Here is a 13,235-nt window from a genome sequence, read left to right on the forward strand (position 1 = left end):
AATCAGTCTGACTTGGGGATGGGCAGGGCACGATGGCGGATCAGGACCGGGTCATGGTCTGCAAAGCAGCGGGCAAGCTGCTCGGTGACATAGACCGAGCGGTGCTGGCCGCCTGTGCAGCCGATGGCAATCGTGAGATAGCTGCGGGTGTCCTGCATGTAGTGCGGCAGCCACTTGCGCACGAACAGCTGGATGTCTTCGATCATCTGTACCACACTGGGCGTGGAGCCCAGCCATTGCGCCACGCCTGGATCGCGCCCAGTGAGGGGGCGCAGGTCGCGGTCATAGTAGGGGTTGGGCAGGCAGCGGACATCGAAGACCAGATCGGCATCGCGCGGTACGCCACGCTTGTACGAAAAGGACTGGAAAGTCAGGACCAGCGGACGCCAGTCGACCTGGACCAGATCACGCACCCAGTTGCGCAATTGCCCCGGCATCAGGTCGGAGGTGTCGATCGGCGGTTCCTGCTCGCGCAGCGGTTCGAGGATCTGGCGTTCCCGCTCGATGCATTGGGTCAGCGACGGCGTGGTGCCGGTTTCGTTGGTGAGGCGGTCGCTGAGCGGATGGCGTCGGCGGGATTCCGAGTAACGCTGCTTGAGGGTTTCGCTGTCGGCATCGAGGAAGATGACGCGCAGTGCCGTACCCATGGCACGCAGGGCGGTCAGCACGCCCGGCAAGTCGGATATCTCGCCGGGCGAACGTACATCAATGGCAACCGCTACGCGAGAGCGGCCCTCATCGCGTGCATCGGCGATGAACTGATGCAGGAAGCGGACCGGCAGGTTGTCTACGCACAGGTACCCTACATCTTCGAGCAGACGCAGGACAACGGACTTGCCGGAGCCGGACATACCGGTGATCAGAACGACGTGGATCATGGAATCGGATTGTGACATGACGGTCCAGATGTGTCGACCTGTTACGTCCTGGGACGGCAGGCGGGCTATTCGAAGTGCTGCTGCATCGCCAGGGTCTGGCGCGCCATGAATTCGCGCAGGGTGTCGATGCCGCGCAACTTGAGGATGGTGTTGCGCACGGCTGCCTCGACCAGTACGGCAAGGTTGCGGCCTGCCGCGACCTGCAACTGCACCTTGAGGACGGGCAGGCCCAGGATTTCCTGGGTCTGGTCCTGCAGCGGTAACCGCTCGAATTGTTCGGGCGACAGCGCACGCATCAGGTGGACGATCAGCTTGAGCCGCATCTTGCGGCGCACCGACGCCTCGCCGAATATGGTGCGGATATCGAGCAGCCCCAGGCCGCGTACCTCGATCAGATTCTGCAACAGGGCGGGACAGCGACCTTCGATCATGTTGGGGGCGATGCGCAGGAACTCGACGGCATCGTCCGCGACCAGGCCATGGCCGCGTGAAATCAGCTCGAGTGCCAGTTCGCTTTTGCCCAGGCCGGATTCACCGGTGATCAGTACGCCCACGCCGAGCACGTCCATGAACACGCCGTGCACCGTGGTGGCGGGCGCAAATTTCTTGCTCAGGTAGATGCGCAGCAGTTCGATGACATGGGAGGCCGGCAGCGTGGTCGCCAGCAGCGGCAGGTTGTTCTGGTTGCAATGGGTGATCAGGTCGGCAGGTGGTTCTTGCCCGTCGGCGATCAGCAGTGCCGGCACGGCGGCTGTCATCAGGCCGGCCAGCCGGAACAGTCGGCGTCGGTTGCTCAGCCGGGCGAAATACACCATTTCTTCAGGGCCGAATACCTGGATGCGGTCAGGGTGCGTCAGGTTGAGATGTCCGACCAGATCAGCCGCAGATGAGCCTTCGTGATTGCGGATGATGCGATGCGCACCTTCCTGTCCTGCCACCCAGCGGAATGCGACTTCGTCGGCGTTTTCTTCGATCAGTTCACGGACGGATATCTGCATGGGCGGCGAGTGGGGCATGGAAGGTCAGGATGTGCCGCTGGTCAGCAGCTTGTGGACCACGGCAGGATCGTTTTCGTTGCAGAGCTGCTCCCTGAGCTGGCCGTTGGACAGCAACTGGGCCAGTTCGGCCAGGATATCGAGGTGTTGCTGAGTCGCGGTCTCGGGGACCAGCAGGAACATCAGCAGCCGGACAGGCTGGCCATCGGGGGCATCGAAGGGAACCGGCTGGCTGAGCCGGATGAAGGCCGCCAGGGTCTTGTCCAGACCCTTGACACGGCCGTGTGGGACGGCGACACCCTGCCCAAGTGCAGTCGATCCCAGTCGTTCACGTGAGAACAGGCTGTCAAAGACCGTGAGGCGGCTGATGCCGTGGTTGTTTTCGAATAGCAGTCCAGCCTGTTCGAAAGCCCGCTTCTTGCTGGTGACGGGCAGGTCGAGCAGGATGTTGCCAACGGGCAGGATGCGCGACAGGTGGTTCATGGCCGGCATTATATGACGCACTGCAAAAAAATACATAGACATCAACCCGCACATGCGGGTCGATGTTGTAAATGGTCAATGCGTCGTCATGGTCAGACCGCGCTGGCTTCTTGCCGTTTGAGCGGCTCGTGGGCATGGTCCTGCAGCTTGGTCTTGTGCTTGACGACCTGACGATCCAGCTTGTCTATGACCAGATCGATGGCTGCGTACAGGTTTTCCTCGATGGACTCGCAGTGGATGTCCTTGCCGGGCAGGCGCATGGTGATTTCGGCCTTGTGGCGCGGGTGTTCCACGGACAGGATGACCTGGGTGTCGATGACGTTGTCGAAACGGCGCAGCACACGGGACAGTTTGGTGGTGACGTATTCGCGGATCGCAGGCGTCACTTCGAGGTGGTGTCCATTGATGGTCAGGTTCATACGGCAGTCTCCTTGCAGCTGACAGGAATGATGGGCGCAAAGCGCCCCGTGTCTGGCATTCACGCTATGCGTGACTGATTGACACAGTTCCAGTGTAAAGCGTTTTGTCAGGAAGGCAAGTGCCGGCTACATCCGGAAGTGTTCGCCCAGGTAGACGCGGCGCACACCCGGGTCATCGACGATTTCGTCGGGGGTGCCACTGGTCAGCACCGAGCCTTCGCTGATGATGTAGGCGCGGTCGCAGATACCCAGGGTTTCGCGGACATTGTGGTCGGTGATGAGCACACCGATATGTCGGCTTTTGAGGAATCGGACGATGCGCTGGATCTCGATCACGGCGATCGGGTCGACTCCAGCGAAGGGCTCGTCGAGCAGGATGAAGCGTGGCCGGGTCGCCAGTGCGCGGGCGATTTCCACGCGGCGGCGTTCGCCACCCGACAGGGAAATGGCCATGTTGCGGCGGATATGGCCGATCTGCAGCTCGTCTAGCAGGGATTCGAGTTGCGCGTTGATGTCCTGCCGTTCGCTGGCCGGCCGGATGTCGTTCTGGATTTCGAGTACGGCCCGGATGTTCTGCTCGACCGTCAGGCGTCGGAATACCGAGGCATCCTGCGGCAGATAGGATAGGCCCATGCGGGCGCGCTGGTGCATGGGCATCGCGGTGACGGCGTCGTCGTCGATGGTGATGCGCCCGGCATCAGCCGGCACCAGCCCCACGATCATGTAGAAGCTGGTGGTCTTGCCGGCACCATTCGGGCCGAGCAGGCCGACGACTTCACCACTGCTGAATTCCAGCGAAACATCCTGGACAACGGTGCGGCCATGGTAGGTCTTGCGCAGCCCGGTGGCCGAGAGACGGCCGGTGGGCAGGTTGTCCTGGACTGCGGAGGCGGAAACGGGCGTAGGCATGGCAGTATATGGCAGTCGGTATCCGGGATCAGGGGCGGGCGGCGGCGTTCTTGTCCTGGCAGGCCTTGATGGCTGCATCGACACGCGAGCGTGGTTGGGCAATCGAGCGGACGCGCTGGCCCGGGCCGGCCGATTCGGCACCGCCTTCGGCCTGGTAGAGGCCGGTGGTCTGGTTATAGCGGATACGCTGGCCGCGGATGGTATCCATGGCCTCGCCACAGATGTAGCGGATCACGACGGCCTGGCCGATCAGGTCGATCTGGTCGTCCTTTTCGCTGTATTCGGCGCGCAGGCCGCTGGCATCGATCAGGTCGAACTGTTCCGGGCGTTCCTGGCGGATGCGGACGCGCTTGCCCTTGTCTGCGCTGGCAACGCCGTGGCGCACGCCCTGGTCGTCCTCGCGCACGTCGAGGCGATCTGCCGTGAGGGTCATCGGCCCGCGGGTCAGGATGACGTTGCCGGTGAAGACGCTGGTGCGGCCGATGTCGTCATAGCGCAGCGAGTCCGACAGGATCTGCGTGCTGGGCTCTTCGGCGGCTTCCTGAGCGGTGGTTGCGGCAGGCACCAGCATGATGCCCAGCAGCAGGCCGGCACAGAGGCGGGAACAGAAAGACAGGCGTCGTGCAGTCATGAGTCGATTGGATCAGGGTTGGGCCGCGCGCGATTCGGCTTCGCGCTGCGGCAGCGTATTGGGGGCGATGTCGACCTGCGAAGCCGAGTCGACCGTCAGTATCCGGCTGGAATTATCGTACTGCATCCCCTTGCCCCGCATTTGCGAACGTCCCTGTTCAACCAGCGTGGGCAGGTCGGTGTAGGCTTTGTCGGCGTCGGGCAGGATGATGAGTTCGGGGCTGTACAGGTTCAGTTCGGCACGCTCGGCATCGGCCAGCCGTCGCAGGTGGGCATCGCCACGCAGGGTGATGCGTGCGCCGCCCTGGTCCATGACGGCGGTGCGGGCGGTGCCGATTGTAACCGGATTGGTGGCGCGCAGGCCAGTGGCGACGGGGTGATCGACCTCGTAGGAGTCGTCATCCGGAAAATGCTGCATGTGAGTGCCTGCCAGTCGGTTGACGGGAATGCCGCCGGTATCGGTGCGCAGCAGCACGAAATCGCTGGCCCAGGCGTCCGGCTCGTGCGTGACCCGGCGAGGCGGGTCAAGCGGAACGGCCTGCTGGGCATATTCGGCCGCCCACCAGGTGCCACCGGCCAGGGCAATCAACAGTGCGAACGAGGTGAGTGCGGGAAGTCGGTCTTTCATGATGTCATTGTGGTACGCCGGGCAGCACCGTGGAGGCCCCTCCGGTCTGCAGGAATGCGCCCAGGCGGCCCTGCGCGGCCAGGATCAGGTCGCAGCATTCGCGGGCTGCGCCATTGCCGCCGGCGGCCTGGCTGATCCAGTGTACCGATTGGGTGATGTAGAACGGGGCGCTGGACACACTGGCCGTGAAGCCGGCTTTCTGGAACGCTGGCAGGTCGATCAGATCATCGCCCATGAAACCGGTCTGTTCCAGCGAAAGCCCGTGCTTTTGTGCGAGATCGGCCAGGACTCGGCCCTTGTCGCGCACGCCCTGATGGATGTCAGCAATGCCGAGTTCGGCCGCGCGACGGGCGGCGATGGAACCTTCGCGGCCGGTGATCAGCGCCACGGTGATGCCGCACTCTCGCAGCATGCGCATGCCGTGCCCATCAAGGGCGTGGAAGGACTTGGTGATTTCGCCATGCTCGCCATACCAGAGGCGGCCGTCGGTCAGTACGCCGTCGATGTCGAAGGCCATCAGGCGAACGGCAGCGGCGCGCTCGCGCACGTTTTCGGGAATGCGCGCCAGGATCTGTGCCTCGACGGGGTGGGCGGGGCGGAGGGAGGAAAGGGGAGAGTGGCTCATGTCAGACAACCTTGGCTGCCAGCAGATCGTGCATGTGCAATGCACCGATCAACTGTCCTTCGGGGCCTGTGACCAGGAGTTGGCTCAGGCGGTGACGATCCATCAACGTGGCGGCATCGACCGCCAGCGCGTCTGGTGAAATGGTGCGGGGGGCGCGCGTCATGCCGGCTTCGACATCGAGGCTGCGGATATCGCCCGAGCGCTCGATCAGGCGGCGCAGGTCCCCATCGGTAAAAATGCCGACCGGCCTGCGGGCTGCATCGAGAATCACGGTCATGCCCATACCCTTGCGCGAGATCTCTTCGAGCGCGCCTGCAATCGGCGTGTGCTCGGGTACGGCGGGCAGCGCTTCTCCCTGCCGCATGACGTCTCGGACCAGTGTCAGCAGGCGTCGGCCCAGTGCGCCGCCGGGATGGGAGCGGGCAAAATCCTCGGCACCGAAGCCCCGTGCTTCCAGACAGGCGACGGCCAGTGCGTCGCCGATGGCCAGCGCCACGGTGGTGCTGGCGGTCGGAGCCAGGTTCAGCGGGCAGGCTTCATGCTCGACGTGGCCGTCGAGATGAATGTCGGCGGCACGCGCCAGATCGGAGTCAGGGTTGCCGGTCAGACTGATCAGGGGAATACCCAGACGCCGCAGTACGGGCAGGATGGTCAGCAGCTCCTGTGCCGTGCCGGAGTAGGACAGTGCAAGTACCACGTCCTGTGGCGTGACCATGCCCAGGTCACCATGCACGGCTTCCGCTGCGTGCACGAAAAAGGCGGGCGTGCCGGTGGAGGCCAGGGTGGCTGCGATCTTGCGGGCAATATGACCTGATTTGCCGATGCCGCTGACGACGACCCGGCCCTTGCACTGCAGCAGTAGCCGGGTGGCCTGCACGAAGGCGTCGCCCAGGCGCTGCTCAATGTCGTGCAAGGCGTGGGCTTCGATCTGCAATGTGCGTCGCGCCGAGGCCAGGATGGCGTCGGCGGAAAAAGTGCTTTCGGTCATGGGGGGATTTTAATTATAAAATCGGCCGTTTGCGGCATGGCGAATGAGAGAGGCCTATGTTTTCATTGATCAGACGTGTGGTGGCCATGGTGTGCCTGCTGCTTGCGGGTATGGCGGCAGCGCAGGCCGAGCCGATCACGGTGCGTGATGTGCTGGGGCGTGAAGTGACGCTGCCCAAGCCTGCCGAGCGGGTGGTCCTGACTCAGGCACGCTATCTGCCTGTTCTGTCGCTGATTCATCCCGATCCGGCCAGTGTCCTGGCGGGTTGGTCCAACGAATTCAAGACGGCCTTTTCCAACGAATACCAGGATTATCTGGCACGCTTTCCGGCGCTGGCCGATGTGCCCGAGGTGGCGCGCCACACGCCGGACACATTTTCCATCGAGAAGGCGCTGGCGCTGCGTCCGGACCTGCTGATCCTGACATCTTCCTTTGCCGGCGTGCCGCCGGGTGGGGACGTGAGCCAGTCGCCGCTGATCAAGGCGTTCGAGGCGGCGGGCGTACCGGTGCTGGTTGTCGACTTCTTCCTGGACCCGCTCAACAATACCGTACCCAGCATCCGGGCGCTGGGACAGGCGCTGGGACAGTCCGAGCGGGCCGAGGCATTCATCGAGTTCTACGAGTCGCGGATGCAGCGAGTGCGTGAGCGGGTGGCCCAGGCCCAGGCAGAGGGGAAGGCCCCGCCCAATGTGCTCATGCATGCCCATGCCGGCAGCACCGATTGCTGCAACTCGCCGGGCTTTGGCACGTTCAATGACCTGATTACCTTTGCGGGCGGGCACAATATCGGCAGCGATACGCTCAAGGGGCCGACCGGTCAGTTGAGCATCGAATACATTGTCAGTCGCAATCCCGAGGTCTATGTGGCGACCGGGACGGGCGTGCGTCGCGGTGGCGTGCACATGGGCGCAGGCATTACGCCGGAACAGGCACGCGAGAGCCTGGACGAGGTTGTCGGCGCACGCGGCCTGTCTACCTTGCCGGCGGTGCGGGATGGCCGGGCCTATGGCATCTGGCATGCATTCAATGACTCGCCCCTGCATATGGTGTTCATCGAGGCGCTGGCCGGCTGGCTCGATCCCGAGCGTTTTGCCGATGTGTCGCCGCAGGAAACGCTGGACATTGTCAACGAGCGTTTCCTGGCCGTGCCGATGCGAGGCACCTATCTGATCAAGGCCGGCAGCGATGAGTGAAACACAGGCACGAACGCCTTTTCGCGACGTGCAGGTGTGGCATGAGCAGGCTCCGGATGGTATCCATGCCTGGGAGGTCAGGGTAGGGGTACCGCATGCGCCCCCTCCGCCCGAAGGCTATCCGGTGCTGTTCATGCTGGATGGCAATGCGGTGTTCGACATCCTGGCTGGGCAGAATGTCGTGCCCGATGTGCTGGTGGTGGGACTGGGTTACCAGACGACGCTGACCGACCCGCGCGTGGCGCGCGCCTACGATTACACGCCGGCGCTGTGCTCTGACCGGGCCAATTTCGATCCACGTATTCCCGAGCGGCGTGCGGGGGGTGCCGACCTGTTCCTCGACTGGGTGCTGGGTACGGTACGGCCGCGTCTGGCCCGGCACTTCAGCGTACATGCCCACAGGCAGGGACTTTACGGCCATTCCTACGGCGGGCTGTTCACGCTGCATGCGTTGTTTGATCGACCTGCCGCCTTTGATCGGCATATCGCCGTCAGCCCGTCGGTATGGTGGAATGAACAGTACATTCTGTCGCGTGCCGCTGCGTTCGCGACCCGCTGCCTGACGCCAGGCGGTGAGGCGACGCTACCGGAAGGCTGGGGCAGGCAACCGCACCGGCTTTATCTGGCCGCCGGCGGGCAGGAACAATGGCGTCCGAAACCTGCCGAATTTGTAGCCGGACAGATGCAGGCCCGTCCAGAGGGCATCCCGACGTTGCCGATCATCTGCGATATGGGGCAGATGCTGGCCAGAGTGCCTGGGCTGGCGGTCGATTTTCGTGGCTTCCCTGAGTGCGACCATCGTGCCATGCTGCATGCCTCGGTCCCTTATGCGCTGGACTGCATGCTGGATTGGTAGGCTGGTTTTGTCGTGAAGATTCCGTGAAGAGCCTGATGGCACGAATTGTTTAAAATAGATGAGTTTGCTTCTCATCAAGAATCTCACGGTAATCCTCTGATGCAAAAAATGGCTCCCAAAATGATGACGACGCGCCGGCGTCTGCTGGCCGCCGGCCTGGGTGGGTGTGCTGCCGGGCTGGCATTGCCGACCTGGGTGCGTGCGCAGGGCGCAGCGCAGCCGGTGCGCATCGGCCTGATCACCTCGTTGTCCGGGCCGTTTTCGTCGTTGGGCGAGAGCATGCGCGCCGGTTTGCAGCTTCTGATTGCCGAGTCGGGTGGCCAGATGGCCGGTCGGCCGGTCGAACTGCTGGTCGAGGATGACCACGGCAAGCCCGATGAGGGCGTGCGCAAGGCCCGCAAGCTGATCGAACAGGATCGTGTCGATATCATCTGCGGGGTGATCAGCGCGGCGGTGGCGCTGGCGATCCGGGATATCGTGACCGATGCCGGTGTACCAACCTTCATGTCGAATGCCTCGGCCAATGCGCTGGCGCGTGAAGCAGCCAGTCCGCTGATTTTCCGGCCGACCAAGACCAGCTGGATGCTGGGCCATACCGGTGCTCGCTGGGCCTATGACCAGGTTTCGCAGAGCGGTGGCATGACGCTGGCATCCGACTATGCGGCAGGCCGGGAGTACATCGGTGATTTCATCCAGACCTACCAGACGCATGGCGGCGAAATCCAGAAGCAGTTCTGGACGCCGTTGGGCACGGCCGACTTCGCGCCGCTGGTCATGAATATCGCCGCCCAGCAACCCGATTTTGTCTATGCTTTCTTTGCGGGTTCGGATGCCGTGCGTTTCCTGCAGCAGATGCGCGACTTCCGGCTGCAGGACAAGGTGCGCGTACTCGGGCCGGGGGCCCTGTTCGACCAGGAAGACGTGTTGCCGGCTGCCGGCGATGCCGGGCTGGGCGGTGTCTCTACCTTCCACCAGACGCCTTCTGCGCCCGCTGCTGCGGGGTTCGTAGAGGCCTACCGCCAGTTGCGCGGTCGCTATCCGGGCGAGGCCAGTACCTCCGGCTATGTGACCGGACAGGTGATCCGGGCCGGCCTCGAGGCGGTGTCGGGCAATCTGTCGGATACGGCTGCCTTCAAGGCTCGCCTGCTGGATGCCCCGGTGGATACCGCCTTCGGATCCTTGCGTTTCGATCCGCGCAACAACCAGGCCATCATGGATATCTACGTGAACGAAGTCCGTCCGGGCGAAGATGGCAAGCCGTTCAACACCGTTGTGCATACCTACGAAGGCGTGCGGGATCCGGGTCCGGGCGCATGATCCGATGGCCTATTATCTGGTCCAGACCCTCAATGCGCTGTCCTTTTCCGTCCTGCTGCTGCTGACAGGGCTGGGCCTGTCCCTGGTCCTCAGCCTTATGAATTTCGTCAATCTGACGCATGGTGCCTTCTACCTGCTGGGGGGCTATGTGGGCATCTACTGGCTGGCGGCCGGCTGGCCCTGGTGGCTGTCGCTGCCTGCCGCCTTCGTGGCAGCCGGTGTGGCCGGCTGGTTGCTCGACCGCTATCCCTTTGGCCGGTTTTATGGTCGGACCCATCTGATGCAGGTGCTGCTGACCTACGGCCTGTCGATCATTTTTGCCGACCTGATGCGCTGGGGCTTCGGGGCCGATACCCTGTCGCCGGCGCTGCCGGACTGGCTGCGCGGCGTCGCCTTCGTACTGGGCATGCCGTTTCCGCTGTATCGGCTGGTGCTGATCGTCCTGGGCGTGGCGCTGGCTGGTCTGTTGTGGTGGCTGGTCGAGCGCACCCTGTGGGGGACGATCGTGCGAGCCTGCGTGGCAGATCGCGGCATCGTCGAGACACTGTGCATCGATACCCGCCGGGTATTTGCCTTTGCGATGGCATTGGCGGCCGGCCTGGGTGGGTTGGGCGGCGCGCTGGGGGTCGGCATGCAGTCGGCCTATCCCGGACTGGATGAGGAAACCCTGCTGCAGGCCCTGATGGTCGTGGTGGTTGGTGGACTGGGCAATTTTTCCGGGACGGTGCTGAGCGCCCTGGTACTCGGGTTCGTGACCACGTTCAGTCGCGTCTGGTGGCCCGAGTTTGCCAGCTTCGCATCACTGGGTGTGATGGCGGCCCTGCTGCTGTGGCGTCCGCAAGGACTGATGACACGCGAGGTGCGGACGGTATGAGGCCGCTGTTTGCTTCGCAGGGGCGGCCGGCCTGGCTGGGCTGGTTCCTGCTGTGCCTGGGTTTGGCTGCGTTGCCGTGGCTGCTGGGCAGCTTCGGCCTGCGCTTTGCTGCCGAAGTGTTGCTGGTGGGCGTGGCCGTGCTGGGGCTGGACTTGCTGGTCGGACTGGGGGGAATGGCGTCGTTGGGTCATGGTGCCGTATTTGGCGCGGCGGGCTATGCGGCAGCCTTGCTGTCGGCCCAGGTGGGGGGCAACCTGCCCCTGGTGCTGGCGGCCGGCGTGGTGGCCGGGGCCTTGCTGTCCGGCCTGATGGGTTGGGCGGCTCGACGCACCGGCGGATTGTTTTTCCTGGTGCTGACCCTGATTTTTGGACAGATGATCTGGGAGGTCGTCTTCCGCTGGCGGGCGGTTACCGGCGGTGCCGACGGGCTGCGCGGCTTTCCGCGTTTGAGTCTGGGCGGCTGGACGCTGGATACGCCCCTGTCGCTGTATGTCGTGGCGGCCGTGCTGGCTCTGGTGGCGCTGGTGCTGGCACGTTCCTTTGCCCGGGCTCCCCTGGGGCAGGCATTGACTGCCTGGCGCGATCAGCCTGAACGGATGCGGGCGCTGGGGTTTGATGCGCGGCGCATCCAGATACGAGTGTTTCTGCTGGCCGGCGCTTTGGCCGGCGCGGCGGGGGCGCTCTATCCTTTCGTCAATCAGTACATCGGGCCGAATGCCGTGCACTGGAGCATGTCCGCCACCCTGATGGTGATGCTGGTAATCGGCGGGGTCGGGACCCTGCATGGAGGTTTTGTCGGAGCCATGATCTATCTGGTGATCCAGACGTATATCAGCTCCTACACCGAGCGCTGGCAACTGATTGTCGGGCTGATTTTCGTGCTGACCGTGATTTTCCTGCCGCATGGGGTGGCACGGCTGGCACAGAGTGTACGCTGCCGGAGGCAGGCATGACGTTGGCCCCCTTGCTGCAGGTCGATGCGGTCGGCAAGTCATTCGGTGCCCTGCAGGCGCTCGACGACATCAGTTTCGACCTGAAGGCGGGCGAGACGCTGGGGTTGATTGGTCCCAATGGTGCAGGCAAGACGACGCTGTTCAATATCCTGAGTGGGTTTCTGGCACCGGATCGTGGGCAGGTGCGCTTCATGGCGCAGGATATCGGTTCCTGGGATCCCATGCGACGGGCACAGTCCGGCGTCGTGCGAACCTTCCAGAAAAGCCTGGTATTTCCCGACATGAGCGTATGTCGCAATCTGGCGCTGGCCCTGCTGGCCTTGCAGGGCGATGGCTATCGCTGGTGGGGCGGGCGTCGTGCATTGGCAAACGCAGAGGCGAAGGCGCGTCAGCTGTTGGCAGCCAGCCCGCTGGCCGATGATTGCCAGACGCGAGTCGGTGACATGTCGTATGGCGCGCAACGGATGGTGGATATTCTGATCGCCCTGGCACAGCAGCCTCGCCTGTTGTTGCTGGACGAGCCGACTGCCGGGTTGACGGTCGCCGAGGCTGCCCAGTTGCTTGGGCTGGTGCGGCAATTGCATGCCGATGCAGCCGTGGTGCTGATCGCGCACGACATGGACGTGGTGTTCCGGGAGTGCGACCGGATCGCTGTCCTCAATCTCGGACGCCTGGTGGCCGTGGATACGCCCGAGCGCATCCGCAGTCATGAGGCGGTGCGTCAGGCCTACCTGGGTGCGCTGGCGCGGCAGGAGGTGTGATGGAAACGCAGATGGTGAGCTGGGACCTTCGCTCGGCTGGCTATGGCGGGGCACAGGTGCTCCATGATATTCAGTTGTCGGTCGCGCGTGGTCAGGTACTGGCGTTGCTGGGGCGCAATGGCGCGGGCAAGACGACCCTGCTGCATACACTGTTCAATCTGGGCCCGCAGTCCGAAGGCCGGATTGTGCTGGCCGGCCAGGATGTTCAGGGCTGGGCGACACATCGGGTTGCCCGGATGGGGGCGGCATTGGTGCCGCAGGGACGAGGGGTGTTTGCTGATTTGACCGTGGCTGAAAGCCTGGGCATGGCGGCATGGTGGTCGGGCCGCAAGCGCCGGGGCGAATGGACGCTGGAGCGTATTTTGTCGCTGTTTCCGCGTCTGCAGGAGCGTCGCGGTTCGATGTGCAGCGCCCTGAGTGGCGGCGAGCGGCAAATGCTCGCCCTGGCCCGTGCCCTGCTGACCCAGCCTTCGCTGCTGGTACTCGACGAGCCGGGCGAGGGATTGGCACCGCTGGCGGTCGAGCAGGTGGTGGCAGCTTCAGTACGTATGTTGCGGCAGGCGGGGGTCACCATTGTCATGGCCGAGCAGGATATCGCCTTGGCATTGGCCGTGGCGACCCGTGTGGCGGTCATCGATGGCGGCACGCTGGTGTTCGATGGCACGCCGGATACTTTGCGCGCTCGCCAGGATGTCCTGCAGCGGCACCTGGGCGTCTAGGCTGCCC

At 63.9% G+C, this 13,235-nt stretch carries 16 protein-coding genes; 7 read left to right on the forward strand and 9 right to left on the reverse strand.

Annotated features, from left to right (window positions below):
- Positions 1–2 precede the first annotated feature (2 nt).
- The 9 genes from rapZ to DD235_RS05970 all read right to left on the reverse strand — a co-directional run bounded on the left by rapZ (position 3) and on the right by DD235_RS05970 (position 6,555).
- Positions 3–878 (reverse strand): RNase adapter RapZ, encoded by an 876-nt coding sequence (gene rapZ, locus DD235_RS05930; RefSeq protein WP_109061494.1) that lies wholly within the window; start codon positions 876–878, stop codon positions 3–5.
- Positions 879–943: 65 nt separating this feature from the next.
- On the reverse strand, positions 944–1,876 hold the full coding sequence (gene hprK, locus DD235_RS05935; RefSeq protein WP_109061151.1) for an HPr(Ser) kinase/phosphatase: 933 nt from the start codon (positions 1,874–1,876) through the stop codon (positions 944–946).
- Positions 1,877–1,900: 24 nt separating this feature from the next.
- Complete coding sequence (locus DD235_RS05940; RefSeq protein ID WP_162300425.1) at positions 1,901–2,356, reverse strand: PTS sugar transporter subunit IIA; 456 nt, start codon at positions 2,354–2,356, stop codon at positions 1,901–1,903.
- Between the two features lie 92 nt (positions 2,357–2,448).
- Positions 2,449–2,775, reverse strand: a complete 327-nt coding sequence (gene hpf / locus DD235_RS05945) for a ribosome hibernation-promoting factor, HPF/YfiA family (RefSeq protein WP_109061152.1) — start codon at positions 2,773–2,775, stop codon at positions 2,449–2,451.
- A gap of 126 nt (positions 2,776–2,901) precedes the next feature.
- Positions 2,902–3,684 (reverse strand): LPS export ABC transporter ATP-binding protein, encoded by a 783-nt coding sequence (gene lptB / locus DD235_RS05950; RefSeq protein ID WP_109061153.1) that lies wholly within the window; start codon positions 3,682–3,684, stop codon positions 2,902–2,904.
- A gap of 28 nt (positions 3,685–3,712) precedes the next feature.
- Positions 3,713–4,315, reverse strand: a complete 603-nt coding sequence (lptA, locus tag DD235_RS05955; protein WP_109061154.1) for a lipopolysaccharide transport periplasmic protein LptA — start codon at positions 4,313–4,315, stop codon at positions 3,713–3,715.
- A 12-nt stretch (positions 4,316–4,327) separates the two neighbouring features.
- Complete coding sequence (lptC, locus tag DD235_RS05960) at positions 4,328–4,942, reverse strand: LPS export ABC transporter periplasmic protein LptC (protein WP_109061155.1); 615 nt, start codon at positions 4,940–4,942, stop codon at positions 4,328–4,330.
- 4 nt (positions 4,943–4,946) lie between these two features.
- Positions 4,947–5,567, reverse strand: coding sequence for a KdsC family phosphatase (locus DD235_RS05965; protein ID WP_109061156.1), 621 nt, complete (start codon positions 5,565–5,567; stop codon positions 4,947–4,949).
- Position 5,568: 1 nt separating this feature from the next.
- Positions 5,569–6,555 (reverse strand): KpsF/GutQ family sugar-phosphate isomerase, encoded by a 987-nt coding sequence (locus DD235_RS05970; RefSeq protein ID WP_109061157.1) that lies wholly within the window; start codon positions 6,553–6,555, stop codon positions 5,569–5,571.
- Positions 6,556–6,611: 56 nt separating this feature from the next.
- Here DD235_RS05970 and DD235_RS05975 point away from each other — a divergent pair, with 56 nt between their 5' ends.
- From DD235_RS05975 to DD235_RS06005, 7 genes are all read left to right on the forward strand, one after another.
- Positions 6,612–7,748 (forward strand): ABC transporter substrate-binding protein, encoded by a 1,137-nt coding sequence (locus tag DD235_RS05975; protein ID WP_109061158.1) that lies wholly within the window; start codon positions 6,612–6,614, stop codon positions 7,746–7,748.
- Positions 7,741–8,604, forward strand: a complete 864-nt coding sequence (locus DD235_RS05980; protein ID WP_109061159.1) for an alpha/beta hydrolase — start codon at positions 7,741–7,743, stop codon at positions 8,602–8,604. Before DD235_RS05975 ends, DD235_RS05980 begins: the two co-directional genes overlap by 8 nt.
- Before the next feature lie 120 nt (positions 8,605–8,724).
- Entirely contained in the window at positions 8,725–9,921 is a 1,197-nt protein-coding gene (locus DD235_RS05985) for an ABC transporter substrate-binding protein (protein WP_239990057.1), read from the forward strand.
- 4 nt (positions 9,922–9,925) lie between these two features.
- A complete protein-coding gene (locus DD235_RS05990) occupies positions 9,926–10,795 on the forward strand; it encodes a branched-chain amino acid ABC transporter permease (protein WP_109061160.1) in 870 nt (289 codons plus the stop codon).
- Positions 10,792–11,748, forward strand: coding sequence for a branched-chain amino acid ABC transporter permease (locus DD235_RS05995; protein ID WP_109061161.1), 957 nt, complete (start codon positions 10,792–10,794; stop codon positions 11,746–11,748). Before DD235_RS05990 ends, DD235_RS05995 begins: the two co-directional genes overlap by 4 nt.
- Entirely contained in the window at positions 11,745–12,509 is a 765-nt protein-coding gene (locus DD235_RS06000; RefSeq protein ID WP_109061162.1) for an ABC transporter ATP-binding protein, read from the forward strand. Before DD235_RS05995 ends, DD235_RS06000 begins: the two co-directional genes overlap by 4 nt.
- A complete protein-coding gene (locus tag DD235_RS06005) occupies positions 12,509–13,228 on the forward strand; it encodes an ABC transporter ATP-binding protein (protein WP_239990058.1) in 720 nt (239 codons plus the stop codon). Before DD235_RS06000 ends, DD235_RS06005 begins: the two co-directional genes overlap by 1 nt.
- Positions 13,229–13,235: the final 7 nt, after the last annotated feature.

The organism is Corticimicrobacter populi (genome assembly GCF_003123725.1).
Classification (GTDB): domain Bacteria; phylum Pseudomonadota; class Gammaproteobacteria; order Burkholderiales; family Burkholderiaceae_B; genus Corticimicrobacter; species Corticimicrobacter populi.